Origin of the sequence: Polynucleobacter sp. CS-Odin-A6, from assembly GCF_018882095.1 — a bacterium.
Taxonomy (GTDB): domain Bacteria; phylum Pseudomonadota; class Gammaproteobacteria; order Burkholderiales; family Burkholderiaceae; genus Polynucleobacter.
In genome coordinates this window covers 34,956-60,722 of the sequence record NZ_JACVPD010000001.1, presented here as the reverse complement: position 1 = coordinate 60,722, position 25,767 = coordinate 34,956, and the positions used below count along the sequence as shown (strand labels likewise).

Below are 25,767 nucleotides of genomic sequence, written 5' to 3'. Positions count from 1 at the left end.
TTTATCAGCTTAAATTAATTCAACGTACAGGTAAGCTAGTTATACGGACCTCTACAAAAATAGTAAACGCCGCCCGAAGGTGATTTTGCTGTTTTTTCACAGCCTGGAGAAAAATATAAAAGATTGGCTATGTGTGCTGTAGAACCCTTGTTTTCAAACAAAACCTATAAAGTCAATTCAGGGGTGGTCAAGCAGACATCAGAGGAAACGATAAGTAAGAAGTTTTTCTGCTTTCCAACTTACAGCTTGTAATCGCCAAATCTCCATTCCTTTTTATTTTTTCATTAACTTTTGCAAGGCCACATCAAGACTTAAAGATGAGATCAGGTTAATTCAACTTGGAGTGCATCATGAAATTATTAAGACATTACTTTATTAGTAATAACTTAGACGATCTAGATCTATTCGAAAAACAGCTTGGGAAAGAAGCTATTTCCCCCATACAAATTCACGTACTGAGCAATGACGTTGAAGGAGTTCTAGAGCACCCTCACCTTTATGGAGTTGGATCATTCATGAAACTAGACATAGTTCGTTCTGGCTTCATAGGTGCTGCAGTTGGTGCCTGTATTTTTTCAGCTGTACTAATGCTTACACAATATTTAGGTTGGTATAAATCTGGTGCTGGTTGGGTACCATTTATATTTCTTGCGCTAATCTTGTTCTGGTTTTGTGTTTGGGAGGGTGGTTTTATTGGCATCCAAAGGAAAAACACACTTTTTGGAAAGTTTAAGCAGGTTTTAAAAGATGGTTTACATGTCTTTTATATAGACCTATACCCCAGTCAGGAATTGGCTTTACAGCAAATACTTAAATTACACCCCGAAGTAATCTTCGCCGGGACAGGCAAAGCTGACCCACATTGGTTGGTCGTACTCAATCAAAAAATAGGGATGATTTAGAAATAGTTAACCATCTTGGTCTTTAAGCAAAGTTGTAAACGTTTTAATTCAGCCGAATTGTTACAGCTACGCAATTGTCGTATTGCTACAAATAACTACTCGACCGTAACCGACTTCGCTAAATTACGCGGTTTATCCACATCAGTACCTAGGGCACAAGCAGTATGATACGCCAGGAGCTGCAAGGGAACAACATGCAAGATTGGGGAAAGATTGCCGTAGTGTTCCGGCAGACGGATGACGTTAATGCCCTCACTACTAGTGATATCGGTATCGTGGTCAGCAAAGACATACAACTTACCACCACGAGCTTTGACTTCTTGCATATTGGACTTGAGCTTCTCCAGCAAGTCATCTTTTGGAGCCACAGTAACTACTGGCATCTTTTCCGTCACAAGTGCGAGAGGTCCATGCTTTAACTCTCCTGCTGGATAAGCCTCAGCATGAATATAAGAAATCTCTTTGAGCTTTAGTGCGCCTTCAAGTGCAATAGGATAGTGCATGCCACGACCTAAAAACAGAGCGTTTTCACATTTAGCAAATGCCGTGCTCCATGCCATGATCTGCGGCTCTAGCGCTAAGACGGCATGTAAGGCCTTAGGGAGATGACGTAATTCTCTAAGCAGCGCCTTTTCTTGCTCGGGGCTCACCTTACCCGCACGCTTAGCCAATGACACTGCCAACAGATAAAGTGCAACGAGCTGAGTTGTAAATGCTTTAGTAGAAGCCACACCAATCTCGGTGCCGGCCTTCGTCAAAAAATTCCAGTTCGTTTCACGAACCATCGCGCTGCTTGCTACGTTACAAATGGCTAAGGTGTACTGATGGCCCAAGGCTTGCGCATGACGCAAGGCGGCTAAAGTATCTGCAGTCTCACCAGACTGAGACACCACTACGATTAATGTCTTAGGATTCGGTACAGAGGTGCGATAACGATATTCACTCGCGATCTCCACTTGGGTCGGAATTCCCGCAAGATCTTCTAACCAGTACTTAGCAACACAGGCAGAGTAATAGCTGGTACCACAAGCCAAAATTAATATTTGATCAAACTGCTCCCATTGCTTTGGATCGGCATGAAAAAGCTCTGGACCAAAATGGGCAATATTAGCCAACGTATCGGCAATGGCTCTTGGTTGCTCAAAGATCTCTTTTTGCATGTAATGCTGATAAGGGCCTAGATCTACAGAGTCAGCTTGTGCGGGCATTGCCTTATGCTCCCTTTGCATACTCTTACCAGCTTGATCAACGATCTCTACACCATCCGCTTTCAGGATGGCAACATCACCTTCTTCCAGATACATCATCGAATGCGCGCGGCCAGCCAGAGCTAAGGCATCGGAGGCGAGGAAATTTTCATGTTCACCAAGTGCTACAACCAATGGAGAGCCAACACGCGCACCTACCAACATATCAGGGTGATCTTGCGCAATGACGCCAATTGCATAGGCACCATGCAATCTTGGCAATACAGAGCGCACTGAAGCTACTAAGTCCACTTGTTTGCTAGATGTATAAGCCTGATGAACCAGATGGGCGATCACTTCAGTATCTGTTTCTGAAGTAAAGAGATATCCTGCAGCCTTGAGTTCAGTACGCAGGGATTCGTAGTTTTCAATAATGCCGTTATGCACGACAGCAATGAGTCCACCAGAGATATGGGGATGCGCGTTTTGGGTGTCTGGCTTGCCATGCGTTGCCCAACGGGTATGGGCAATCCCGAGGGTGCCGTGAAAATCTTTACCCTGCTCTGCTAGTTCAGAAACCCGTGCAGTAGTGCGGGCGCGCTCAATCGGGTGCTTAGCATCATCCCCATTAATCACTGCAAAGCCACAGGAATCATAACCACGGTATTCAAGACGACGTAGGCCTTCAATCAACACATCAACAATATTCTTGCGCGATGCTGCGCCAACAATGCCACACATTATTTTTTAGCCTTAACGGATTTTTTAATGCTGGCTTTTTTTGCCGCCGCTTTTGGGGTTGTCTTCTTGACTGGTCGCTGCCACTGTAAAGAAATTTGCTTTGCACGAGATACCGTTAACTGATTCGGTGGCGCATCTTTAGTTAGAGTAGTTCCTGCACCCAAAGTAGCCCCGCGCCCTACGCGGACCGGGGCAACCAGCTGAGTATCAGAACCGATAAAGACATCGTCCTCAATAATCGTTTGATGCTTATTCACACCATCATAGTTGCAAGTAATTGTGCCGGCACCGATATTGACTCTAGAGCCCACAATGGCATCACCCACGTAAGCCAAGTGATTGGCTTTGCTATTAGCAGCGATCTTACTGTTCTTAACTTCAACAAAATTACCGATATGCACATCGTTTGCTAAATCAGCTCCCGGACGTAAACGAGCATAAGGCCCAATCAATGAATTGGCACCAACCTTAGCACCATCAATATGGCTATAGGGATGAATCGTGACGCTCTTACCAATCACGCTATTGCGAATCACGCAGTAAGGGCCAATTGTTGTTCCAGCAGCTAAAGTCACACAACCTTCGAATACACAACCAACATCAATAAATACATCGGTGCCACACTCTAATGTGCCACGGATATCGATGCGCGCTGGGTCTGCTAAAGAAACACCCGCGTCCATTATTGCATTTGCTTGATTCATTTGATGTACACGCTCCAACGCAGCCAACTGATCGCGGCTGTTCACACCCACAGTCTCGTATTCAGCATCAGCTTGGGATGTACGAATGGGTACACCATCTTTAACAGCCATCGCGATGACATCCGTTAAATAGTATTCACCCTGGGCATTACTGGCGCGCAAAGCCTTCAACCACTTCTTCAATGAATTCGTTGGCAATACCATGATGCCGGTGTTGATTTCTTGAATGCGCTTTTGCTCAGCAGTCGCATCTTTTTCTTCAACGATGGCTTTTACTGAGCCTTCAATATCGCGCACGATGCGACCATAGCCAGTTGGATTTTGAAGGTGTTGAGTGAGTAGCGCTACAGCAGCATCTTGGCCACGCACACCGTCGGCCAATTTGGCTAATTTAGTCAGCGTCTTTTTGCCTGTGAGCGGAACATCCCCGTACAGAACTAAAGTGGGCTCGTTCACATCCAATTTCGGCAGAGCCTGCAATAAGGCGTGGCCTGTACCTTTTTGCTCGGCCTGCAATACCGTACTCACCCTAGTCAAGTTTGAATCCTGCTCACTGGCGACCTGCAGGAATTGCTTCACATCAGCAGCACCATGACCTACCACTACGATAGGGCCAATTTTGGTATTTTTACCCTGTAAGACCAGGGCCGTATTGAGAACGTAATGGAGAAGCGGCTTCCCGGCCAAGGTTTGAAGAACCTTGGGTAATGCGGATTTCATCCGCTTTCCCTGCCCAGCAGCCAAAATAACGATGTTCATAAGGAGGGATTATAAGTCCCCTGAATCAGGGTTCCGCAGGCTAATTCATCGATTTCTGTTTCATCAATTGCCTTATCGCCAGCGGATCTCGCGGCAATACCAGATAACTCCGTCGAGATCTCCAGGTTTTTGAAATCAAAAGCTTCGCCATCCATTAAATGGGAGGGAACGATATGGTGCATTGATCGAAATAGATTCTCAACTCGGCCGGGATGCTTTTTTTCCCATTCACGCAACATCTCTTTCATGGCGCCTCGCTGTAAATTGGGCTGACTGCCACAAAGATTGCACGGAATAATCGGGAAGTTCATATCCACGGCATACCGTTCGAGCAACTTTTCTGGAACATATGCGAGAGGGCGAATCACGATGTGCTTACCATCGTCTGAACGCAGTTTTGGCGGCATTCCCTTGAGCTTGCCAGCAAAGAACATATTTAGCATTAAAGTTTCTAAAATATCATCGCGATGATGGCCTAAAGCAATCTTAGTAGCACCTAACTCATCGGCTACGCGATATAAAATTCCGCGACGTAAACGCGAACACAGTCCACAGGTAGTTTTGCCTTCAGGAATAACGCGCTTCACAATGCTATAGGTGTCTTGATTTTCAATATGAAACTTCACGCCTAGCGCAGTTAAATAATTTGGCAAAGTCTCTGCCGGAAATCCGGGCTGCTTTTGATCGAGATTGACAGCAACAATCTCAAAATTGATGGGGGCACGTTCACGTAACTTCAAAAGAATATCGAGCATGGCGTAACTATCCTTGCCACCCGACAGACACACCATGACTTTATCGCCATCTTCAATCATGCCAAAGTCACCAATCGCTTGACCAACCAAGCGACATAATTTTTTCTCCAGCTTGTTTTCTTCAAAAACAACTTTACGAATATCACTCATAGCGGTTAAATTCTTTTCACCTTACTGCTCTTAGGCTTGCTTCATGCGGAACACTTCAACACCAACGGAGTGGCAATCTGGATAGACATCTGGCTTAGCCGTGCTTACACACGCAGCAACGACCTTGGGATGTCGCAACATGGCTGCGACAATGTCATCACAAAAGGTTTCTTGCAAATGGATATGGCCCTGAGAGGACAGCCCCTTAATGGTTTCACGCATGAAGTCATAATCCACCACCTCTTCTAACAAATCTTGGGAAGGGGTACTCATATCCAAAGGAATGTATAGGTCTACATTCAGAATGACACGCTGCTCACCCTTTTTCTCAAAATCATGAACACCAATATTGATATAGATTTCATAGTTGGATAAGAATAAGCGACGGCAATTCACTAGAGCAGGATGAGAAAGAACATTGTGCATAAGTAAGGTATTAACTCTTTCTTTTTGAATGATGTATTTTGTATTGCAATACTTAGTGTGTTTTAAACATGACATCACGTGTCGATGGAAGTAGATGTTGTCCGCCATCTACATATAACGTGGTGCCAGTAATTGCACTCGCACTGGCTAAAAATACAGCGGCTTTAGCAATATCACTCGAAGTGGATGACTTGCCTAGCGGTGTCATTTGATGAGCTTTAGAAAATCCTTCATCAGTTTGATCACCTGAAGTCAGGGTGATGCCAGGAGCTAATCCAACTACTCGCAGATGGGGAGCAAAATCGACTGCCAACACTTCAACCGAAGTAAGGAGCGCTGCTTTTGATAAGGTGTAGGACAGGTAATCCGGATTAAGGTTAATTAACTTTTGATCGAGCAATTGAATCACCGAGGGAATAGATGCATCGGTATCGACTAATTTTCTTGCATGATGTTTTTGATATTCAAACATCAATTGGGATAACAAGATTGGTGCGGTTAAATTGACCATCATATGGTCTTGCAAACTGCTAGCACTTAGCGGCGTATCGGAATTAGCCCGATCATATTCAAATATCGAGGCGCTATTGACTAAACAGGAGAGGCTTGGAAACTCACTGGCGACACCGGCAAAAAAGTGCTTTATTGCTGCTTCGTTAGCTAGGTCCGCCTTGAATGCCACGGCCTTACTCCCTAAACCCTGGATTTCTGCCACGGTAGCCTGAGCATCGGCTTCTGATTGCCCATAATGGATCGCTACATCCCAGCCCTGACGGGCAAACTCCAAGGCAATGTCGCGACCAAGACGCTTTGCAGCGCCGGTCACTAAAACCGCTTTATTTTTCTGGGTGGAAGTATTTGAACTCACGTTCACTTAAATTCTCTTAGACTAGGGAGCTATGGATATTACCTTGACCAGCCCTGAAACGGCTCATACTGAGCTTCTTACTCGAAAAATATTGGCAGAAATTGCCTCTGAAGCGGGCTGGATGCCCTTTTCAAGGTATATGGAAATGGCTTTATATGAGCCGGGTATGGGTTATTACAGTGCTGGCGCCCACAAATTAGGTGCTGGCGGGGATTTTACGACCGCCCCAGAGCTATCCCCTTTATTTGGTGCTGCCATGGTTTCTACTCTGCTACCTATTCTTGAGGGCCTTAAAGCCCAGGGACTTCCTACCCATATTTTGGAATTTGGTGCCGGCACCGGTAAGTTGGCTGAATCTATTTTGACCCGATTGCATGACCTAGGATTCTCTTTGGATCGCTACGACATTCTTGAGATCTCGCCTGATCTGGCACAAAGGCAAGAAGCGCGCTTAACGATGCTCTCTGAAAGACTGCAACTCTCTACCCAATATCAATGGCTGGGCTCTTTACCCAATCACTTTAAGGGCATCATTCTGGCTAATGAAGTCCTTGATGCCATGCCTTGTGATGTCATCATTTATCAAAATGGATTTTGGTACCAGCGGGGCGTTGCTGTCATTGAGGGAAAACTCACCTGGGCAACAGGCAAACTAGTAGAGCAATCTTTGCTTCCTGAAGTCCTGCTAACAGGTCATTTTTCAGAAGGCTACGTTACTGAATTGCATCCATCTGCAAATTCTTGGATGAGGCAAGTAGCCCAGTGTTTGGATATCGGTTTATTTCTCACTTTTGACTATGGCTTTCCTGAGAACGAGTACTACCATCCCCAAAGACTGGAGGGCACCCTCATGGCACACCATCGACATCATGCTATTCAAGATCCATTCCATCTTCCTGGTCTATCTGATGTAACCACTCATGTGGAGTGGTCCCAGATTGGACGCAGCGCACTTGTAGAGCAAACCGATGATGTCTATCTAAGCAATCAAGCAAGCTACTTGCTGGATGCAGGAATTAGCGATCTTGCTCTCGAGATTGGCGACCCCAGCAATCCAGAAACATTCTTGCCCATTTCTAATGCACTACAAAAGCTTTTATCAGAAGCAGAAATGGGAGAGTTATTTAAGGTCTTTGCTTTTACAAAGAATTTGAATGCTGTGTTACCAGGTCACACACTTGAAGACTTACCTGGACTGAGGGGCAGGAACCGATTCTAGGGCTAGTTTTTTAGTGCTACAGCAACGGCTGATAATCTAGCCGTATCTACAGCGCTACGAATTCTTTCACCATTCGATCGATCCTCAGCAGGAACGCTCGCAATAATTTCTGCCATATTTAAGGATTGGGTCTTTTGCAGCGCCTCGTTCAATACAGCCACATTTAAACCAATCTGCTGAGCAAGCGACAACAATGCGTTTCCACGCTCAGGTTTGCGCCAAACATCAGCACGATTAAACCAAGCCAACACATCAGCGGATTGGTATTTAGCATCTGATGTGTTGGTAGATTTTTCAATCAGGAGATTGAGCTCACTAAATAGCTCACTGAAATCGCGTACCTCATTTGGCATGCGCACACACTCTGCCCATGAACGAATGTCATGAGCAGGCAAATGCATCAGCACTAATGCACAGCGGTCTTCTATACGGTCATCCGCCGCACGCAAGTGAGCGATCAATTGCTCGCGATATGCCTCTTCAGCCAAATTGGCTGTGAGAGTTGATGGCAGCAGCGCTTTGGCTGCCCCAGTATCCAATAACACCTGAAACAGGTGCATTGGCTGATGAGCAGTTAAACCTCTAGCAAGTTCCTGCCAAATTCGCTCAGCAGATAGCGCCGATAACTCATTCGACTCCACAATGGCTTTTAAGGCATCCATAGTTTCTGGCGCTACCGTGAACTCAGGGAAGCGCGCAGCAAAACGGGCGATGCGCAATAAGCGTAATGGATCTTCTGCAAAAGCATCTGAAACATGCCGGAATATTTTGCGCGCCAAATCTTGTTGGCCATTGTATGGATCGAGAATAGGTCCGATCCATTTTCCATCGCTATCGATTTCCTGCGCCATCGCATTGATCGTCAGATCACGACGCTCTAAATCTTGCTCCAGAGTAATAGTAGGGTCAGCATAAAACAGAAAGCCTTTATAGCCCTTCCCTGTTTTACGCTCTGTCCGTGCAAGTGCGTATTCAGCTTGAGTCTCTGGATGCAGGAAGACTGGAAAATCTTTGCCAACGGGACGAAAGCCCCGGGCAATCATTTCTTCAACGCTAGAGCCAACAACCACATAATCAATGTCGTGGACTGGCAGACCCATGAGGGTATCGCGAATGGCGCCACCGACTGCATAGATCTTCATGCGCTTATTTCATGCCTTCTAGTGTGCGGCGACTGATGCCAAATACAGAAGGCAATCCATCAAGTCCATTCAGCGGCAAAATATTTGGAACTTTCATGGAGGCAATATTGTCACGTGACATTAAGGTTGGGACGGGCAAAAACTCAAATGCTAATGCTTGCAGATATCCTACAAATTCGGGCACGGGAATAATAGCGCAATGAGTATGCGACTTACGGGCCGCAAACTCCACAATCTCTTTCATGGAATAAACAGTCGGGCCTACCAAATCATAAGATTGATGAATCGTCGCAGGCATTTTTAGAGCTTTTGTAAATGCGCTTGCTACATCATCCACGCTCACTGGCTGAAACTGCGCATCTGAATTTGCTAAAGGCATCGCCGGAAACAGTTTGGTGAGCTTGGCAAACAAATTAATGAATTGATCTTGCTCACCAAAAATGACGGACGGTCTAAAAATAGTCCAATCTACATTGCTAGCCTTAACAGCTGCCTCACCATCACCCTTGCTGCGCTGATACATAGATGGGCCATTTGAATCTGCACCCAGAGCGCTCATATGTAAATAACGCCTTAAGCCATGCATTTGCATAGCCGTCATAATATTTTTAGGAAGCTCAACATGCGCCGCTTGGAATACTTTTCCATACGGCTCTGCGGGTTTGTCATGCAATACGCCTACTAAATTAATAATGGCACCCTGCGGCTTGATACGCGCACAGAGCTCTTGTAGTGCATCAAACTCATGCACATCCGCATCCTCTAGATGCACCTTGGGCAACATTCGTAATTCACGAGCAGCCGCTAAGTGACGCGTGGGCAACAAAACAGAATATCCCTCGGCTTGCAATTGCGCAGCTAAGACTCTCCCTACGAAACCATTACCGCCGATCAGTAAAATGTCATACTTCATAAGACTCCAATGTAGTTGAAATGCTAAGGTAGCTCAGATGCGCTTGCTGCTTTAGGCGCAATGACCCCTAAACGCTGCTTTAAAGATTGCGGTTGACCGTTGATCACTGATGAATAGTACGTTGCATTCGCGAGCACATTCTTCACATAGGTTCGCGTCTCATTAAATGGGATTGTTTCTGCAAAAATAGCACCCTCAGTAGGGCTGGTGAGTTTTTCACGCCAAGACTTTGAACGCGAAGGGCCCGCGTTATATGCTGCTGATGCCAGCACCCATGAGCCATCAAGATCCACTAAGACCATATTCAAATAATTGCTGCCCAAGGTGAGATTGGTGTTGGTATCGTTCAATTTGTCATTGGTGTAAGAAGTCATACCAATTTTCTTTGCCACATATTTAGCGGTGTTAGGCATGACTTGCATCAAACCAGAGGCGCCCACTGAAGAAGAGGCATTCATAATGAAACGAGATTCTTGGCGAATCAATCCGTAAGTCCAAGCCAAGTTCAAATCAATTTGCTTTGCTATCGGAGAGAGTTCATCACGATAAGGGGTTGGGTAGCGCAAGCTAAAGTCATGCTCCTGCTTAGTACGATCTGCTGTGTTCACGACACGGTCGTACAAGCCAATGCGTTTGGCATATTCAGCGGAAGCTAGGAGCTGCTTGTCGCTCATATTACGCAACTCCCAGTTCCACTCGCGATTGCCCTCAAAGCGTAAATTCATGGCATACAAACGTTCGCCCCGAATAAATCCTTTACGATTTGCCATGGTCTCGATTTCTGCATCGCTCACCTTGGTGCGGGCGGGTGCATGATTGGATTTTCCTAAATCTTCACGGGCCAATTGACCATAGAAGTTGTATTGATCGGCTATCAGCTCAAGACTCTCGCGTGCCCTGTCATTTTGACCCCCCACTTTTAGTGCGCGTGCATACCAATAGGTCCAAGCAGGATCTTTACTTCGCACTGCTGGGTTCATGCCCTCAATCGCATTTTTTACCAAGGTCCAATCTTTGGCGCGCAAGCCTGCGCGTACCTTCCATTCTTGACCTTCAGTGGAAAGCAGCTCGTTGTAGCCTAAATCTTGCTGAAGACGATAGGCATCATCCGCATTGGGGTCCAGTTTCTTGGCCAGGAACTGCCCAATCACACCCCAAGCGACAGCTTGGTTCTCTTTGCTATAGCGTGATGCGTTTTGTGAAAAATCTTTAAACGCCTTTGCAGGATCGGCTTTGGCAGCCTTTACAATATCCGCAGTGGGATCTTCCCCTCCTAAGCGACGCGCCATGGTATCCAAGCCCATTTCACCAGCAGCTCGGCCTACAGCCCTCGCTTCACTCGGCGTCATGCCTCCGGAATTCACTAAGGCGGAGACCAATTCTTGACAGGCCTGCCCGAAATAGCGCGGATCCAATAAGATGGCGCGCGCATCGATCCCAACCTTGGTTGGATTCTCACCTTGTGCCAACTTCGATTGCAGCGAGTAGCACTTTACTTGCGTGTCGTCATCCAAAACGAATTTAGGATATTCAATATCAAAACGGGACCAATCCTTACGCTTTCCCAATACCAAAAGCCAATCATTGCGCATCCGATCTGCTAGAGCAGTTCCTTGATATTGATTCAGAAAAGCAAGCACCTGGGAGTCTGCATTGGTGTCTGCTCGAGCACCGCCAGCGCTGTCAAAGAGCTGAGGTTTAATGCGGAAATACGCTACATAATCATCGTAGGGATAATTAGAGAGGCTTGCTGCTAAGGTCTGTGTTCGAGCAACATCATTTTTCTTGGCTGCCTCACGTAGTTCAATAAAAGTGCGGTCACCGTCTGTAATCTCAAAAGCAGCAATTCTGCTTTCTGCAACGGGGATTGCTTTCTTGGTCTTATCAGCTGCAATGCTCGGCGCAGAAATGGCGAGGGCCAGAAATAACATTCCGCCCACCATTTTTTTCCGCCTGACTAAATGATCAAACCTCTTTTTCACCGTTTACCTTGTCGATTTACTATATCCCCTAATTTTCGCCTGATAATGCTCGATATGCACGGCAAATCTCTAAAAACTCTTCGACAGGACTTACTGGCCCAAAGGAAACAGTTTGTGACCAGCTCAGGCTATCTCACTAGCCAAGAAGTGATATCGGCTGGCCTAAGTCGCTTTCTTGCGGATTACGATGGTCAGATTCAATCTGTTGCCTTGTATTGTCCGATTCAAAATGAACTTGATCTGCGGCCACCTCTACTGAAATGGGTTGCAAATAACAGCGAAAAAACCCTTGCACTCCCCTTTGCGCGCCCTGACAAACATCTCGATTTTTATGCTTGGCAAGAGACTGACCTACTGATCCCCAGTCGCCATGGAGTGCTGGAACCGGATCCAAACAACCCTCGCAGATCTCAAGTGATACCAGACTGTATTTTGATGCCCTGTGTAGGTTGGTCAGAGTCGTCAGAGGGAGGTAAAAAGCACTATTGGCGGCTTGGCTATGGCGGCGGGTATTTTGACCGCACGCTGGCCCAATTACGCACTACCAAACCAAATTTGCTTTGCGTAGGCATTGGGTTTAATTGGCAAAAATTAGATGATTCTCAATGGCAGGCTCAAACGCATGATGAGCCTTTAGATGCCATTTTGACTGAAACGGGATTACTGCGTTAACTCAGAGGTAAGCTGGTTGCTTACTGATGGATTGCTTACTTATTCAGACTTAAATTATCAGTAATCGCCAGCACAGCATTCGCCTGATTGAGTGAATAAAAATGTAGACCAGGTGCACCAGCCACTAGAAGCTGGTCGCAAAGATCGGTAACAACCTCTTCACCGAAAGCGCGAATCGACGCACTATCATCTCCGTAAGACTGCAGACGTAAACGAATCCAGCGCGGGATCTCCGCTCCACAAGCATCTGAAAAACGGATTAGCTGACTACTGTTGGTTATAGGCATGATTCCAGCAACGATAGGCTGAGTAGCGCCCAACTTGTATGCCTCATCTACAAAGCGGAAATACGCATCGGTATTGTAGAAATATTGAGTGATTGCTGAATTGGCGCCTGCTTGCATTTTCTGTGCGAAGAAACCGACATCACTTGCAGGTGATTTAGCCTGGGGATGGGTTTCTGGATAGGCAGCCACATCAATATGAAACCAATCACCTGTTTCTGTACGAATAAATTCCACTAATTGATTCGCATTCTGGAACTCACCATACTGACCCATGCCAGATGGTAAGTCGCCACGCAAGGCCACTATCCGTTTAATACCTAATGCTTGGTACTGCTTCAACATTTCACGCACGCTCTCACGCGAACTGCCCACGCAAGATAAGTGTGGAGCAACTGCTGCACCAGCAGCATGAATATCGCTCACCACTTTTAATGTGCCAGATTGAGTAGAGCCACCAGCACCAAAAGTCACGGAATAAAAAGCGGGCTTGAGCCTTTCACTAAAACGCTCGCGCACGAGATGTAACTTACTCTCACCTTCAGGTGTTTTTGGAGGAAAGAATTCAACGCTTAATTCCATGATTTCGGGCCTGTATCTCTATTGAACAATGTCTAGCAACGATGCAAATTAATAACGGTAGTGGTCAGCCTTGTATGGGCCTTCCCTCGTCACACCAATGTAAGACGCTTGCTGATCAGACAGCACTGTTAACTGCGCATTCAAAGTCTTCAGCTGCAAACGGGCTACCTTCTCATCTAAATGCTTAGGCAAGGTGTAAACGCCTACAGGGTATTTGTCCGTACCCACTGCATTCCATAATTCAATCTGCGCAATCACTTGGTTTGCAAATGAAGAACTCATGACATAGGAAGGATGACCGGTACCGCAACCGAGGTTAACTAAGCGACCCTTAGCCAATAGGATGATGCGCTTCTCTGGATGACCATTCGCTGCCGGGAAAATCACATGGTCCACTTGTGGCTTGATCTCTTCCCACTTGTACTTTTCGATGCCAGCAACATCAATCTCGTTATCAAAGTGACCAATGTTACAAACGATGGCTTGATTCTTCATCTTAATCATATGGTCATGAGTAATCACATGGTAGTTACCTGTTGCTGAAACAAAGATGTCCGCCTTATCAGCAGCGTAATCCATCGTAACAACACGATAACCTTCCATAGCGGCTTGCAATGCGCAAATTGGATCCACTTCAGTCACCCAAACTTGAGCAGATAAAGCGCGCAGTGCTTGTGCAGAACCTTTACCCACATCGCCATAACCACAAACCACTGCAACCTTACCGGCAACCATCACATCGGTAGCGCGCTTAATCGCATCTACCAAGGATTCACGGCAACCATAGAGGTTGTCAAACTTACTCTTAGTGACAGAGTCATTCACATTAATAGCCGGGAACTTCAAGTCGCCTTTAGCAAACATTTGATATAGGCGGTGAACGCCTGTAGTCGTTTCTTCGGTAACGCCCTTCACTTTTTCTAAGCGGGTGGAATACCAAGTTGGATCTTGGGCTAATTTCTTCTTAATAGCCGAAAACAAAATCGTCTCTTCTTCGCTTGTTGGATTATTTAAGCAAGCCTGATCTATCTCAGCGCGTGCACCAAGGTGTAATAACAAAGTAGCATCGCCACCGTCATCTAAAATCATGTTAGTAAAGCCACCATCAGCCCACTCAAAAATACGATGGGTGTAATCCCAGTACTGCTCAAGGGTTTCACCTTTAATCGCAAACACGGGTGTGCCATTAGCGGCAATCGCAGCAGCAGCGTGATCTTGGGTAGAGAAGATATTGCAAGATGCCCACTGCACTTCAGCACCGAGAGCCTCCAAAGTCTCAATCAATACTGCTGTTTGAATGGTCATATGTAAAGAACCCGTAATGCGTGCGCCACGCAAGGGCTGTTGCGCTGCGAACTCGTCACGAATAGCGATCAGGCCTGGCATTTCAGTTTCGGCAATTGCAATTTCCTTACGACCGAAATCGGCCAAAGAAATATCAGCAATAGCGCAACGGGTTGCAACAAAGTTATTTAAATCGGAAACGGTATTCATGAATGCTCCAGCTAAATACGATCCAATGCTGGAGTAGAAACTCGCTAGCCATTGAATCATGGGTTAGCGAGCGCAGTTGCAATTAGCAAACCCCAGGGTTACCTCAGAGTCCACTCCCTTCAAGCCTGGGAAACACTGGTTCTCAGTATTCCTTGCAACGCTCCTTGAAGGTATGGAGAAATTGTAATCAATTTCTCCATATTTGGCTTCAATACAACTTCATACTGCGTATTTAATACCTAAAAGCAGGTTACAAGCCAGCAGCGGCACGCAATGCAGGTGCCTTATCGCACTGCTCCCAAGTGAATTCTGGCTCTTCACGACCAAAATGACCATAAGCAGCAGTCTTGCGATAAATCGGACGCAAGAGATTCAACATCTTGACAATTCCTTTTGGACGTAAGTCAAAGTGCTCTGATACCAATTGGGCAATCTTTTCATCAGAGATCTTTCCTGTGCCGTAAGTACTCACCATCACTGACGTGGGCTTAGCTACACCAATAGCATAAGAGATCTGAATTAAACACTTGCTCGCTAAACCGGCTGCAACCACATTCTTAGCAACGTATCGGCCTGCGTAAGCGGCTGAACGATCGACTTTAGAAGGGTCCTTACCAGAAAAGGCGCCACCGCCATGAGGGGCTGCACCGCCATAGGTATCTACAATGATCTTACGGCCAGTCAGACCACAATCGCCTTGCGGGCCGCCGATAACAAATCGACCAGTTGGGTTGACTAAGAAGTTGATCGCGCCCTTAATTAAGTGCTTAGGTAATACGGGTTTGATGATCTCTTCAATCACTGCTTCACGTAATTTCTCAAGAGAAATTTCCTCGTCATGCTGAGTGGAAAGTACAACCGTATCAATCGAATCGGGCTTGCCATCAACATAACGCAATGTCACCTGGGACTTTGCATCAGGACGTAACCAGTTTAAGCGACCATCACGGCGCAATTGCGATTGGCGCTCTACTAAGCGGTGTGATAAATGGATTGGCAAGGGCATGAGCTCGGACGTTTCATCACAAGCGTAACCAAACATCAGGCCTTGGTCGCCGGCACCTTGATCTAGTCCATCGTCATGCGCCTTATCAACACCCTGAGCGATGTCGGGACTCTGTTTGTCATAGGCCACCAATACCGCGCAGCCTTTGTAGTCAATGCCGTAGTCGGTATTGTCGTAACCAATCTCACGCAAGGTATTACGGGCCACCTGGATGAAATCCACATTTGCGTTAGTAGTAATTTCACCGGCCAAAACTACTAGGCCAGTATTACATAACGTTTCTGCAGCAACCCGTGCAGTAGGATCTTGGGCCAGAATGGAGTCCAAGATTGCATCAGAAATTTGGTCTGCTACTTTATCGGGATGGCCTTCAGAAACGGATTCTGAGGTAAAGAAGTAATCATTTGCCATTGCATATTCCTTTAAAAAATTAACACGATCTATAGGACAACTCGACGTGCCAGGAATTACAACGGCGACGCTTTAGCAGAATTTATGAATCGCCCTGCAAGTTGCCTTAACTCAGCGATAAAGCCATTCTATCCGAAAATCGCCTTATTTATCAATCCTTCTGAGAAATTTGGCCCTTCTGTCCGCATTGAATATCATTAGAGCGTGCGAAAACTATTTCTTAAGCTAAGCCTCAAAACCATTGCCTCCCTTCCCCTTGGAGTAGTTCAGGTTCTTGGGGGTTTTTTGGGGGGTTTGGCTTATGTTGGATCAAAACAATATCGCCAACTATTTAAATCCCAATATGGCGCAGTGATTCACCATTACCGCCTTCAATCCAGACTTTGGACCGCTATTACAGCCTCTGGAATGCTATTTTCAGACAGCTTATGGATCTGGCGTAACTCTAAAAAGGCTTTAGCCACAACCATCGTTCATAACTGGAAAGTAGTGCAGGATGCGATGTCCGAAGGTAAGGGAATGATTATCCTCTGCCCACATTTAGGCGGCTTTGAAATCATTCCCCGCTTTCTTGCGGGTCACTTCCCTGCAACGATCATGTATCGCCCCTCTCGCCAAGCATGGCTGAATGAGTTAGTAGAAGCGGGGCGCGCCTACCCAAATATGCACTTTGTGCCAACCAATCTCAATGGCGTACGCCAAATGACGAGAGCCCTTTCAAAAGGTGAGGCAATTGCCATTCTTCCTGATCAAGTTCCTAGTGGGGGTGATGGCATTTGGGCAGATTTTTTTGGCCGACCTGCTTACACCACCACTCTACCCATTCGCCTTGCGAATCGTCACGATACACCTGCAGTGATGTTTACAGCGAAAAGGCGGGCTCTTGGTAAAGGTTGGATCATCGACGCTAAACGATTGAATTCGTTTTCGAGTGATGCAAATAGTGCAGCCAAGGAATTAAATACTGCAATTGAAGATGCAATCCTGCTTGCCCCGGAACAATTTATCTGGTCATACAACCGATATAAGCATCCTGCAGGAGCAGAATTACCACCGGGCAATTAGTTAATAAATTTATAATTTATTTAACATGACTTGGGTACAAAACGCATTCAATTTTCTGGCGCTCAACCTATTGCGTCTTTTTGCTTTTTTACCTTACTCCCTCACCATCCATGTCGGCTATGGTTTAGGATGGCTGGCAGCGCATATCCCCAATGATCGTGCCAGGGTTGTCAAAACCAACTTGCGCCTCTGCTTCCCCAATCTGAGTACAAGTCAGGTTGATGACCTAGCGTTAGAGCACTGGAAGCTATTTGGACGTAGTGTCATTGAGAGAAGCCGGATTTGGCTTGGCAGCGGCAATCAAATTACTGATATCGTCACGATCAACTCTGCCATTACTCTAGGTGACCGCAAGCCACGCCTCTTAATTAACCCCCACTTTGTAGGGCTTGAAGGGGGCTTCATGGCACTTTCCGTTTTGGCAAATCAACATGATTGGCCTCGAGGCGCGGGCTTGTATCAAAACATGAAGAATCCTTTTTTCAATCAAAAGATGATTGAATGGAGAAATCGGTTTGGCGGAAAATCCATTGAAAGGCAAAGTCGCCTGCGCGATTTACTGCGTGAGATTCAAACAGGAAATTTTATTTTTATTGCGCCCGACATCGACCTTGGGCCGCGTGATTCTGTTTTTGTCCCTTTCTTCGGAATTCAAACCAATACGATCACCTCGGTCTCGCGCCTAGCCAGACTCAGTGGTGCCGAGGTTTGCTTAATGACTACCACCTTGAATTCGGATCGCAGGGGCTATACCTGCAATATCAGCGAGCCCCTTCCAAACTTCCCTACCGATAACGTTGAGGCAGATACTGCGCGCCTCAACGAATATATCGAAGCGCTTGTTCGTAAAAGACCGGCGGAGTACTATTGGGTACACAAACGCTTTAAACACAGACCACCTGGTGAGCCCAACCTCTATAGTTAATTGGAAATCTTTTGAGCATGAATTCAGTTCAGTCCACTCGTAAACTCCGCTTTACCAAAATGCATGGTGCGGGTAATGACTTTATTGTGCTTAATGGCATTGACCAAGATCTCAGCGGTGTGACGCGTGAGCAATGGCAAAAACTAGCCCATCGCCAATTGGGTATCGGTGCTGACCAAATCCTATTAGTTGAAAAAGCAACACGCCCTGACGCTGATTTCCGGTATCGTATTTTCAATGCGGATGGTGGTGAAGTCGAGCAATGTGGCAACGGATCACGCTGCTTTGTGCGCTTTGTGCTTGATCAGGGCTTATCGACTAAGAATCCATTGCGTGTAGAAGTAGCGCATACGGTACTGACCCTCAAATCTCATGAGGACGGGCAAGTTGAAGTGGACATGGGCGCACCTATTTTTGAGCACAGCAAAATTCCCTTTATTGCAGATGGCTTAGCGAGTAAGCAAGAGTTTCATGAAGTACTTTATGCCCTTCCCATTGAAACTCCTGCGACCCATGACAGCTGGATTGGTGTGGTCTCAATGGGAAATCCTCATGCTGTTCAAGTAGTAGGCGATATTGAGAGCGCGATGGTTCAAGAGGAAGGTAAGTCGATCGAGAAAAATCCTGTATTTCCGAACAGAGTGAATGCGGGCTATATGCAAGTTCTGAATCGAAATGCAATCAAGTTACGCGTCTTTGAACGGGGTGCTGGCGAAACGCTGGCTTGCGGTACTGGTGCCTGTGCTGCAGTAGTGTCTGGCATTCGTCGTGGCATGCTCGACTCGCCCGTTACAGTAAGTACCCTTGGTGGTGACTTACAAATCGCCTGGGGTGGCATCACCAATGAAGTTGCTCATCCCGTGATCATGACCGGTCCGGCTATTACCGTGTTTGAGGGTGAAACCAGCATTTAAATCCCATACTTCTGACGATAGGCTTTGACTGCAGGCAAATAATTTGTTAGCTCGCTATTGCTCGAAGCGCTTAAGAAAGCCATCACATCAGCTAAGTTAGCAATCGCAACTACAGGCAACCCAAACTCTTCTTCAACTGCCTGGACTGCTGACTTTTCACCAATCTCCGTTGCAGTGCCAGACTTCTCCATCCGATCAAGTGCAATTAATACTGCTGCAGGCTCTGCACCTGCATCTCGAATAAGTTTCACAGACTCCCTTACTGAAGTTCCGGCAGAGATCACATCATCAATAATGACCACCTTACCCTTGACTGGAGCGCCCACTAAGGAGCCGCCCTCGCCATGGTCTTTAGCTTCTTTGCGGTTATAGGCAAAGGGCACATTATGTCCAGTATCAGTCAGTGCAATTGCGGTTGCTGCAGCCAAGGCAATCCCCTTGTAGGCGGGTCCATAAAGCATGTCGTAATCCATGCCGGAATCCTGCAAGGCTTTGGCGTAATAACGGCCCAAAGCACTTAAACGAGCGCCATCATTAAATTTGCCCGCATTGAAGAAATAAGGAGAAAGCCGTCCTGCTTTGGTTTTAAACTCACCAAATGACAAAACATTTGCCTCTAAGGCAAATTGAATAAAGTTATCTTGATTAGAATTTTTTGAGCTCATAGGCCTATATGTTACGCATCATTTCTGCCAACCTCAACGGTATCCGTTCTGCAGTCAAAAAAGGGTTTTTACCGTGGGTTATTAAGCAAAAAGCAGACTTCGTTTGCATGCAAGAGCTAAAAGCCCAACAAGATGATCTTGAGGATGCGATTCTTAATCCTAATAGCTTACACGGCTTCTTTCATCATGCTGAAAAAAAGGGCTACAGCGGCAGTGGCATCTATACGCCCCATCAACCAGACGAGGTGCTTTACGGCTATGGCAATGCAGAGTTTGATGCTGAGGGTCGGTATGTTGAGGCTCGATATAAAACGCTTTCAGTGATTTCGGTATATATGCCCTCGGGCTCAAGCTCACCAGAAAGACAGGAAGCAAAATATCGCTATTTGGATTCTTTCTTGCCACACTTAGTTGAGCTCAAAAAATCAGGGCGCGAAATTGTGCTGTGTGGCGACGTCAATATTGCTCATCACGAAATTGATTTGAAGAATTGGAAGGGCAACCTGAAGAACTCTGGATTTTTACCTGAGGAGCGTGCCTGGCTTACTAACCTCTTTGGAAAAGAAGGTTATGTGGACGTCTATCGCAAACTAGAGCCCAATGCTAGCGACGCCTGTTACACGTGGTGGAGCAATCGTGGACAAGCATATGCTAAGAATGTGGGTTGGCGAATCGATTATCACATCGCCACCCCAGGAATTGCTAGTAGCGCTATGAGTACTTCGGTCTTCAAAGAGGAGCGGTTCTCAGATCATGCGCCACTCACAGTAGATTACGACTGGTCTATTTAACGACTTCTGAGTCGTGCCTTTTAAATTCAACGACTTTAAAGTGGATGGCGAGCCAAATCAGAATCAACACTGGCGCGCCAATAATAGCTGTACCAATAAAGAAACTTTGGTAGCCAAAAGAATCTACAAAGACGCCCGAAAAACCAGCCAACCACTTTGGCAATAAAAGCATCATCGAACTAAACAAAGCGTACTGTGTTGCGGAATACTGGATATTAGTTAGGGCTGATAGAAATGCAATGAAAGCCGCCGTAGCAATGCCAGAACTCAGATTGTCTGCCGAGATCACCCATATTAAGCCCTGTAAATCATGGCCCTGCGTGGTCAACCAAGCGAACAATAGGTTGCTGATAGCCGAAAGAAACGCACCTAAAAATAAGATGCGCATCACTCCAAAGCGTAAAGTGAGCACCCCACCTAAAAAGGCTCCCACCAAAGTCATAATCACACCAAATACTTTGCTCACTGCGGCGACCTCGTCCTTGGTATATCCCATATCAACGTAAAAAGGATTTGCCATGATGCCCATCACAATGTCGCTAATGCGATAAATTGCGATCAGCGACAAAATCAAAATAGCATGCCAGCCATAGCGTTTAATGAAATCCGCAAATGGCTGGATCAAGGTTTGATCTAGCCAGTCTTTAGCATTGCGCGCCTTTGGAAATTCAATAGGTACCGGCTCTTTGCTAAATACGGTAGTGATCACGCCAACCCCGATCGACAACGCCATACAGAGGTAGGCAAATTGCCAAGCACTGGCATCGTATCCAACAACACCAGCCTCGGCTCGAGCTGCTAGCCACAGAACACCCGCACCCGACCAAATTAAAGCGAGCCGATAACCGGTTTGGTAGGTCGCAGCCAAAGCGGCTTGATGATCACTATCAGCCGACTCAATACGAAAGGCATCTAAAGCGATATCTTGTGTTGCAGAACCAAAAGCGACAAGAAGTGCGCACCATATCATCGGAGTAAGCTGAACTCGAGGATCAATACTGGCCATGCCTACTAGACCAAGAACAATCAGTAATTGTGCAAATAGAAGCCAACTCCGTCTTCTGCCAAATAATTTCGACAGTAAAGGGATAGGCAGGCGATCGATCAAGGGCGCCCACACCCACTTAAAGGCATAGATCAAACCAATCCAAGTCAGATAGCCAATGGTACTACGATCAATGCCTGCCTCTCTCAACCAAAAGCTCAGGGTTCCTAGAATCAGTAGCAAAGGGAGGCCTGCAGAAAAGCCCAAGAAGAGCATGCGCAGACAAGGCCATTCGAGATACACCCGAAAATCTTTCAGCCAGGACGCAATTGTACTAAGCACGTCGAACGCGGAACAGCGCTAGGCTTCCAAAAAGATTGGGCATCAAAGTCACCTGCCGACCCTCGTGCAATATGCACTGATCCAGAATCTGCAGCCCCAAGCTCGAGGCTAACTTCTCAAAGTCGGCAACAGTAAGAACACGAACATTAGGCGTGTTGTACCACTGGTATGGCAAGCTTTTAGACACGGGCATCCGGCCCAGACCCACGGCCAAGCGATGTGACCAATGGCCAAAATTTGGGAAGGAGACAACCGACTCCTTACCTACTCGAGCGACTTCACGCAAAATCTTTTCAGTTTCGTGGATTGTTTGCAAGGTTTGTGAAAGCACCACGGTATCGAAGCTATTGTTCTCAAATAGCGCTAAACCGCCCTCTAAGTTTTGCTGAATAACATTCAAGCCTTTTCGCACACAGGAAAGCACGCGGGCATCATCAATTTCAACACCATAAGCTTGTACTGGTTTTTGTTTTTTCAAATACTCCAGAAAACTGCCATCGCCACAACCGAGGTCAAGCACTTCGCTATTGGGTGTAATCCAATTCGCGATCGCAGCAAAATCTGCGCGCATCATGATTTGCCCTCTAGCATTTGTTCGAAGTAAGCACGGATCAGGTTGTGATAACGAGGATCATCTAATAAGAAAGCATCATGGCCATGAGGCGCATCGATTTCCGCATAGCTCACTTCGCTCTTATTGCTGAGTAAAGATTCCACAATCTCACGACTACGATTTGGCGGGAAGCGCCAATCTGTAGAAAAGCTCACAACTAAAAACTTGGCTTGCACTTCGGCCAAGGCGCGGTTCAGACTACCCCCATAACGGCGGGAAGGGTCAAAATAATCTAGCGCTCTCGTAATGAGCAAATATGTGTTGGCATCAAAATAATTGGAGAACTTATCCCCTTGATGACGCAAATAACTTTCAACCTCGAATTCCACATCAAAGCTGAAACGGTAATCGTGGGATTCCCCATGAGGTCTTTGTAACTCGCGTCCGAATTTTTCTGCCATGTCATCATCAGACAGATAGGTGATATGACCCACCATGCGCGCCAACCTTAGACCGCGCTTAGGAACTACGCCATGCTCGTAATAGTTACCGCCATGAAAGTCGGGGTCTGACAAAATAGCATTGCGAGCTACCTCATTGAAGGCAATATTCTGAGCACTCAGCTTTGGCGTAGAGGCAATTACTAGGCAATGCACTAAACGTTTTGGGAATTGGATTGACCAAGCTAATGCCTGCATGCCACCCAAACTGCCACCCATCACTGCAGCAAAGCGACGAATGCCTAGCTTGTCAGCTAAACGTGCTTGGGTATTTACCCAATCCTCAACTGTAATAACGGGGAAATCTGCGCCATACTGCTTGCCGCTAGCTGGATTAATGCTCTTTGGTCCAGTGGATCCAAAACAAGAGCCCAAATTATTAACGCCAATCACAAAGAAGTGATCTGTATCTACTGGCTTGCCAGGGCCAATCATGTTATCCCACCAACCAATATCTTTGGAATCATCAGGATTAGGACCTGCTACATGGTGTGATGCGTTTAAGGCGTGGCAAACCAATACGGCATTACTTTTATCGGCATTCAGTTTGCCGTAAGTCTCAATGACTAAATCGTAGCCAGATAAGATGGCGCCACTTTGCAAAGGCAAGGGCTCGACAAAATGGATCGTGTTTCTAGAGAGGTGAAGCTCAGTCATTCTGAAAGAAGAATACGAAGGCTAATATCAGATGCTTCAGTAGGTAGCTTTTTAAAGCCGCTACGAGCAAAACGATACCAGCGCCCTAAGACATAACTCATCAACATTGCCGCCCGAATACTCACCTCATCTTGACTTGCATTTGCCAAAGCACCACCCTGAGTTTGAGCAATACGTAAAGCCTGCTTTAAGGATGCCTCGACGCGATCTAACACTTGAGTAATGCGCCCTTGCAAGCGCTCGTCTTCTTGCAGCAAAGCATCACCTAAAAGCACACGTGTCATACCAGGATTCTTTTCAGCGAAGAATAGCAACATCTGCAAAATACCGCGTGCTTGGGCAATTCCAGACTCTTCTTTTTGGTTGATCTGATTAATCAGGCCAAAAATAGTTTGCTCAATAAATGAAATCAAACCCTCAAACATCTGCGCCTTACTGGCGAAGTGTCTATAAAGCGCCGCTTCTGAGACTTGAATTTTTGCCGCTAAGGCTGCGGTGGTGACGCGCTCACCCTTAGGATTTTGCAACATCTCTGCCAGTACTTGCAAAATCTGGAGGCGACGCTCGCCTGGACGCGGGCGTTTACGTGGCCTACCCTCTTCGGCAACACTAGCTTCGATTTCTGATGGCTTGGGGTCTAAAGAATCACGCATAGTTATCTCTTTTGTTCAACTCTTAACGCGAGCGGATCATCGTTCCAAATGCCTGCTCAGTCAGAATCTCTAACAATAAAGAGTGCTCAATTCGTCCGTCAATAATATGAACTGAATTCACACCACTTTTTGCCGCATCTAATGCTGAAGAAATCTTGGGCAACATGCCACCAGAAATTGTGCCATCAGCAAACAAACCCTCAATCTCACGCGCTGTCAGATCAGTTAATAAGGTCCCGCTCTTGTCCATTACCCCGGGGATATTCGTCATCATGACCAATTTCTCTGCATGTAAAATTTCTGCCATTTTTCCAGCAACCAAGTCAGCATTAATGTTGTATGCCTGACCTTCTTCGCTAAATCCAATAGGGGAAATTACCGGAATGAATGCGTCATCTTGCAAGGCTTTTACCACCGCGGGATTGATTGCATCGATCTCGCCAACAAAGCCCAAATCAATCGTGGCGCCAGTCTTATTTTGGTCCGCAACCAACATTTTCTTGGCGCGAATCAAACCACCGTCTTTGCCAGTCAGGCCAACAGCCTGACCCCCAAAGTGGTTAATCAACATCACGATGTCTTGCTGAACCTCTCCACCCAGAACCCACTCCACTACTTCCATGGTTTCTTCATCGGTTACGCGCATCCCCTGAATAAAGGTACCCGCTTTGCCAATTTTCTTTAATGCTTCATCGATTTGAGGACCGCCACCGTGGACAACCACAGGATTCATGCCCACCAATTTGAGCAAAATAACGTCGCGAGCAAAGCTTTCTTTCAAGCGCTCTTCAACCATGGCGTTTCCGCCGTACTTGATCACAATTGTTTTACCGTGATACGCGCGGATATAAGGCAAAGCCTCGGCCAAAATTTCCGCCTTTAATAAAGGAGGGATTTCGCTAATCGATGGGGATTGCTTAGTTAATTGCTTAGTCATCACTACTTTTATGTTCTGCCTAGTAAATTAATCACCAAATAACTTTTGACGAAGTTCTCTACGCTCTTGGGCCTCAAGAGATAAGTTGGCTGTGGGACGGGCAATCAGACGGTTTAGGCCAATAGGTTCGCCAGTTTCCTCGCACCAGCCGTAATCGCCAGACTCAATGCGGGCTAGGGCCTGCTCTACTTTTTTCAACAGCTTACGCTCACGATCACGAGTACGCAGTTCAAGAGCATGCTCTTCTTCAATCGTTGCCCGATCCGCTGGATCGGGAACTAAAATATTTTCGCGAAGATGCTCTGTCGTCTGAGAAGCATTTTTCAGAATGTCATTCTTTAAGGTCGTGAGCTTCTGACGGAAAAAATCTAACTGAGCAGCGCTCATATAATCTTTTTCGGACATCTTAAGCAATTCAGATTCTGTTAAAGGCGCGCCTTTTGGAACCTTAGTACTTGCTTTTGTCGTAGCCGAAGATTTTGCTGGTGTTTTTACCGTCATTTCATTCTTTCCATGGATTTAGCCATTATTGCTTCATTCTGCCAAAGTTTTGTTACGCTTTAACCAATATTGATCAATACTA

The 25,767-nt window shown here is 46.3% G+C and carries 25 protein-coding genes and 1 riboswitch; of the genes, 7 read left to right on the top strand and 18 right to left on the bottom strand.

Translation table 11 applies throughout. The annotated features are described in order from the left end of the window. Positions 1–350: 350 nt before the first annotated feature. Positions 351–902 carry a hypothetical protein gene (locus ICN15_RS00350; protein WP_216200532.1) on the top strand — a complete coding sequence of 184 codons (552 nt, stop codon included), beginning with the start codon at positions 351–353 and terminating at the stop codon, positions 900–902. Between the two features lie 95 nt (positions 903–997). Here the strand turns inward: ICN15_RS00350 and glmS are convergent, their stop codons facing one another. From glmS to ICN15_RS00325, 5 genes are read right to left on the bottom strand one after another with little or no spacing between them, the layout of a single operon-like run. Beyond that, on the bottom strand, positions 998–2,830 hold the full coding sequence (gene glmS, locus ICN15_RS00345; RefSeq protein ID WP_216200531.1) for a glutamine--fructose-6-phosphate transaminase (isomerizing): 1,833 nt from the start codon (positions 2,828–2,830) through the stop codon (positions 998–1,000). Continuing rightward, positions 2,830–4,293: a bifunctional UDP-N-acetylglucosamine diphosphorylase/glucosamine-1-phosphate N-acetyltransferase GlmU gene (gene glmU, locus ICN15_RS00340; protein WP_216200530.1), complete on the bottom strand. Its 1,464-nt coding sequence runs from the start codon at positions 4,291–4,293 to the stop codon at positions 2,830–2,832. The genes glmS and glmU overlap by 1 nt, the downstream gene beginning before the upstream one ends. Then, positions 4,290–5,198 carry a tRNA 2-thiocytidine(32) synthetase TtcA gene (ttcA, locus tag ICN15_RS00335; protein WP_216200529.1) on the bottom strand — a complete coding sequence of 303 codons (909 nt, stop codon included), beginning with the start codon at positions 5,196–5,198 and terminating at the stop codon, positions 4,290–4,292. The genes glmU and ttcA overlap by 4 nt, the downstream gene beginning before the upstream one ends. A gap of 30 nt (positions 5,199–5,228) precedes the next feature. Further along, positions 5,229–5,624 (bottom strand): dihydroneopterin aldolase, encoded by a 396-nt coding sequence (locus tag ICN15_RS00330; protein WP_216200528.1) that lies wholly within the window; start codon positions 5,622–5,624, stop codon positions 5,229–5,231. A 52-nt stretch (positions 5,625–5,676) separates the two neighbouring features. Further along, positions 5,677–6,498 carry an SDR family oxidoreductase gene (locus tag ICN15_RS00325; RefSeq protein WP_216200527.1) on the bottom strand — a complete coding sequence of 274 codons (822 nt, stop codon included), beginning with the start codon at positions 6,496–6,498 and terminating at the stop codon, positions 5,677–5,679. 25 nt (positions 6,499–6,523) lie between these two features. Between ICN15_RS00325 and ICN15_RS00320 the strand changes: the two genes are divergently transcribed. Next, the gene (locus ICN15_RS00320) at positions 6,524–7,711 is read left to right on the top strand and encodes a class I SAM-dependent methyltransferase (protein ID WP_216200526.1); all 1,188 of its coding nucleotides are present in this window, start codon (positions 6,524–6,526) and stop codon (positions 7,709–7,711) included. Between the two features lie 2 nt (positions 7,712–7,713). Here ICN15_RS00320 and ICN15_RS00315 read toward each other — a convergent pair whose 3' ends face one another. The 3 genes from ICN15_RS00315 to ICN15_RS00305 are packed head-to-tail and all read right to left on the bottom strand — an operon-like array spanning position 7,714 to position 11,697. Further along, positions 7,714–8,853 (bottom strand): polynucleotide adenylyltransferase, encoded by a 1,140-nt coding sequence (locus tag ICN15_RS00315; RefSeq protein ID WP_216200525.1) that lies wholly within the window; start codon positions 8,851–8,853, stop codon positions 7,714–7,716. A 4-nt stretch (positions 8,854–8,857) separates the two neighbouring features. After that, a complete protein-coding gene (locus ICN15_RS00310; protein ID WP_216200524.1) occupies positions 8,858–9,766 on the bottom strand; it encodes a complex I NDUFA9 subunit family protein in 909 nt (302 codons plus the stop codon). Positions 9,767–9,789: 23 nt separating this feature from the next. Continuing rightward, positions 9,790–11,697, bottom strand: a complete 1,908-nt coding sequence (locus ICN15_RS00305; protein WP_255532804.1) for a lytic transglycosylase domain-containing protein — start codon at positions 11,695–11,697, stop codon at positions 9,790–9,792. A 105-nt stretch (positions 11,698–11,802) separates the two neighbouring features. On the opposite strand from ICN15_RS00305, the gene ICN15_RS00300 reads away from it, so the two are divergent. After that, a complete protein-coding gene (locus ICN15_RS00300) occupies positions 11,803–12,420 on the top strand; it encodes a 5-formyltetrahydrofolate cyclo-ligase (protein WP_255532803.1) in 618 nt (205 codons plus the stop codon). Positions 12,421–12,455: 35 nt separating this feature from the next. Here ICN15_RS00300 and metF read toward each other — a convergent pair whose 3' ends face one another. From metF to metK, 3 genes are all read right to left on the bottom strand, one after another. Continuing rightward, positions 12,456–13,286 (bottom strand): methylenetetrahydrofolate reductase [NAD(P)H], encoded by an 831-nt coding sequence (gene metF, locus ICN15_RS00295; protein ID WP_216200521.1) that lies wholly within the window; start codon positions 13,284–13,286, stop codon positions 12,456–12,458. Between the two features lie 48 nt (positions 13,287–13,334). Beyond that, positions 13,335–14,780 (bottom strand): adenosylhomocysteinase, encoded by a 1,446-nt coding sequence (gene ahcY, locus ICN15_RS00290; RefSeq protein WP_216200520.1) that lies wholly within the window; start codon positions 14,778–14,780, stop codon positions 13,335–13,337. A 61-nt stretch (positions 14,781–14,841) separates the two neighbouring features. After that, positions 14,842–14,952, bottom strand: a riboswitch (S-adenosyl-L-homocysteine riboswitch). Positions 14,953–15,030: 78 nt separating this feature from the next. Then, a complete protein-coding gene (gene metK / locus ICN15_RS00285) occupies positions 15,031–16,197 on the bottom strand; it encodes a methionine adenosyltransferase (RefSeq protein WP_216200519.1) in 1,167 nt (388 codons plus the stop codon). 204 nt (positions 16,198–16,401) lie between these two features. On the opposite strand from metK, the gene ICN15_RS00280 reads away from it, so the two are divergent. Genes ICN15_RS00280 through dapF form a run of 3 tightly spaced genes read left to right on the top strand, consistent with a single transcriptional unit; the run spans position 16,402 to position 19,101 of the window. Continuing rightward, positions 16,402–17,262 carry a lysophospholipid acyltransferase family protein gene (locus ICN15_RS00280; protein WP_216200518.1) on the top strand — a complete coding sequence of 287 codons (861 nt, stop codon included), beginning with the start codon at positions 16,402–16,404 and terminating at the stop codon, positions 17,260–17,262. Between the two features lie 25 nt (positions 17,263–17,287). Next, complete coding sequence (locus ICN15_RS00275) at positions 17,288–18,187, top strand: lipid A biosynthesis acyltransferase (protein ID WP_216200517.1); 900 nt, start codon at positions 17,288–17,290, stop codon at positions 18,185–18,187. A gap of 17 nt (positions 18,188–18,204) precedes the next feature. Further along, positions 18,205–19,101 carry a diaminopimelate epimerase gene (gene dapF, locus ICN15_RS00270; RefSeq protein WP_255532802.1) on the top strand — a complete coding sequence of 299 codons (897 nt, stop codon included), beginning with the start codon at positions 18,205–18,207 and terminating at the stop codon, positions 19,099–19,101. Here the strand turns inward: dapF and pyrE are convergent. Next, entirely contained in the window at positions 19,098–19,766 is a 669-nt protein-coding gene (pyrE, locus tag ICN15_RS00265) for an orotate phosphoribosyltransferase (RefSeq protein ID WP_216200516.1), read from the bottom strand. The two genes, dapF and pyrE, sit on opposite strands and share 4 nt — an antisense overlap. A gap of 8 nt (positions 19,767–19,774) precedes the next feature. Here pyrE and ICN15_RS00260 point away from each other — a divergent pair, with 8 nt between their 5' ends. Then, positions 19,775–20,557 (top strand): exodeoxyribonuclease III, encoded by a 783-nt coding sequence (locus tag ICN15_RS00260; protein ID WP_216200515.1) that lies wholly within the window; start codon positions 19,775–19,777, stop codon positions 20,555–20,557. Here the strand turns inward: ICN15_RS00260 and ICN15_RS00255 are convergent. Genes ICN15_RS00255 through dksA form a run of 6 tightly spaced genes read right to left on the bottom strand, consistent with a single transcriptional unit; the run spans position 20,550 to position 25,589 of the window. Further along, positions 20,550–21,884, bottom strand: a complete 1,335-nt coding sequence (locus tag ICN15_RS00255; protein WP_370625374.1) for an MFS transporter — start codon at positions 21,882–21,884, stop codon at positions 20,550–20,552. The genes ICN15_RS00260 and ICN15_RS00255 overlap by 8 nt on opposite strands. Then, positions 21,877–22,458: a methionine biosynthesis protein MetW gene (gene metW, locus ICN15_RS00250; protein WP_216200513.1), complete on the bottom strand. Its 582-nt coding sequence runs from the start codon at positions 22,456–22,458 to the stop codon at positions 21,877–21,879. The genes ICN15_RS00255 and metW overlap by 8 nt, the downstream gene beginning before the upstream one ends. Then, a complete protein-coding gene (locus tag ICN15_RS00245) occupies positions 22,455–23,594 on the bottom strand; it encodes a homoserine O-acetyltransferase (RefSeq protein ID WP_216200512.1) in 1,140 nt (379 codons plus the stop codon). The genes metW and ICN15_RS00245 overlap by 4 nt, the downstream gene beginning before the upstream one ends. Continuing rightward, entirely contained in the window at positions 23,591–24,247 is a 657-nt protein-coding gene (gene slmA / locus ICN15_RS00240; protein ID WP_216200511.1) for a nucleoid occlusion factor SlmA, read from the bottom strand. The genes ICN15_RS00245 and slmA overlap by 4 nt, the downstream gene beginning before the upstream one ends. 22 nt (positions 24,248–24,269) lie before the next feature. Further along, positions 24,270–25,184 carry an acetylglutamate kinase gene (gene argB, locus ICN15_RS00235; RefSeq protein WP_216200510.1) on the bottom strand — a complete coding sequence of 305 codons (915 nt, stop codon included), beginning with the start codon at positions 25,182–25,184 and terminating at the stop codon, positions 24,270–24,272. A 27-nt stretch (positions 25,185–25,211) separates the two neighbouring features. Beyond that, positions 25,212–25,589 carry an RNA polymerase-binding protein DksA gene (gene dksA / locus ICN15_RS00230; RefSeq protein WP_255532801.1) on the bottom strand — a complete coding sequence of 126 codons (378 nt, stop codon included), beginning with the start codon at positions 25,587–25,589 and terminating at the stop codon, positions 25,212–25,214. Positions 25,590–25,767: the final 178 nt, after the last annotated feature.

Excerpts from the sequence above, each read along its gene's own strand:
- ICN15_RS00315 (WP_216200525.1), bottom strand. The coding sequence starts at position 8,853 with ATGAAGATCTATGCAGTCGGTGGCGCCATTCGCGATACCCTCATGGGT.
- glmU (WP_216200530.1), bottom strand. The coding sequence starts at position 4,293 with ATGAACATCGTTATTTTGGCTGCTGGGCAGGGAAAGCGGATGAAATCC.
- ICN15_RS00320 (WP_216200526.1), top strand. The coding sequence starts at position 6,524 with ATGGATATTACCTTGACCAGCCCTGAAACGGCTCATACTGAGCTTCTT.
- ahcY (WP_216200520.1), bottom strand. The coding sequence starts at position 14,780 with ATGAATACCGTTTCCGATTTAAATAACTTTGTTGCAACCCGTTGCGCT.
- ICN15_RS00350 (WP_216200532.1), top strand. The coding sequence starts at position 351 with ATGAAATTATTAAGACATTACTTTATTAGTAATAACTTAGACGATCTA.
- ICN15_RS00260 (WP_216200515.1), top strand. The coding sequence starts at position 19,775 with ATGTTACGCATCATTTCTGCCAACCTCAACGGTATCCGTTCTGCAGTC.
- ICN15_RS00330 (WP_216200528.1), bottom strand. The coding sequence starts at position 5,624 with ATGCACAATGTTCTTTCTCATCCTGCTCTAGTGAATTGCCGTCGCTTA.
- ICN15_RS00275 (WP_216200517.1), top strand. The coding sequence starts at position 17,288 with ATGACTTGGGTACAAAACGCATTCAATTTTCTGGCGCTCAACCTATTG.
- glmS (WP_216200531.1), bottom strand. The coding sequence starts at position 2,830 with ATGTGTGGCATTGTTGGCGCAGCATCGCGCAAGAATATTGTTGATGTG.
- pyrE (WP_216200516.1), bottom strand. The coding sequence starts at position 19,766 with ATGAGCTCAAAAAATTCTAATCAAGATAACTTTATTCAATTTGCCTTA.
- metK (WP_216200519.1), bottom strand. The coding sequence starts at position 16,197 with ATGGCAAATGATTACTTCTTTACCTCAGAATCCGTTTCTGAAGGCCAT.
- argB (WP_216200510.1), bottom strand. The coding sequence starts at position 25,184 with ATGACTAAGCAATTAACTAAGCAATCCCCATCGATTAGCGAAATCCCT.
- dapF (WP_255532802.1), top strand. The coding sequence starts at position 18,205 with ATGAATTCAGTTCAGTCCACTCGTAAACTCCGCTTTACCAAAATGCAT.
- ttcA (WP_216200529.1), bottom strand. The coding sequence starts at position 5,198 with ATGAGTGATATTCGTAAAGTTGTTTTTGAAGAAAACAAGCTGGAGAAA.
- ICN15_RS00300 (WP_255532803.1), top strand. The coding sequence starts at position 11,803 with ATGCACGGCAAATCTCTAAAAACTCTTCGACAGGACTTACTGGCCCAA.
- metW (WP_216200513.1), bottom strand. The coding sequence starts at position 22,458 with ATGATGCGCGCAGATTTTGCTGCGATCGCGAATTGGATTACACCCAAT.
- metF (WP_216200521.1), bottom strand. The coding sequence starts at position 13,286 with ATGGAATTAAGCGTTGAATTCTTTCCTCCAAAAACACCTGAAGGTGAG.
- ICN15_RS00305 (WP_255532804.1), bottom strand. The coding sequence starts at position 11,697 with ATGTTATTTCTGGCCCTCGCCATTTCTGCGCCGAGCATTGCAGCTGAT.
- dksA (WP_255532801.1), bottom strand. The coding sequence starts at position 25,589 with ATGTCCGAAAAAGATTATATGAGCGCTGCTCAGTTAGATTTTTTCCGT.
- slmA (WP_216200511.1), bottom strand. The coding sequence starts at position 24,247 with ATGCGTGATTCTTTAGACCCCAAGCCATCAGAAATCGAAGCTAGTGTT.
- ICN15_RS00310 (WP_216200524.1), bottom strand. The coding sequence starts at position 9,766 with ATGAAGTATGACATTTTACTGATCGGCGGTAATGGTTTCGTAGGGAGA.
- ICN15_RS00245 (WP_216200512.1), bottom strand. The coding sequence starts at position 23,594 with ATGACTGAGCTTCACCTCTCTAGAAACACGATCCATTTTGTCGAGCCC.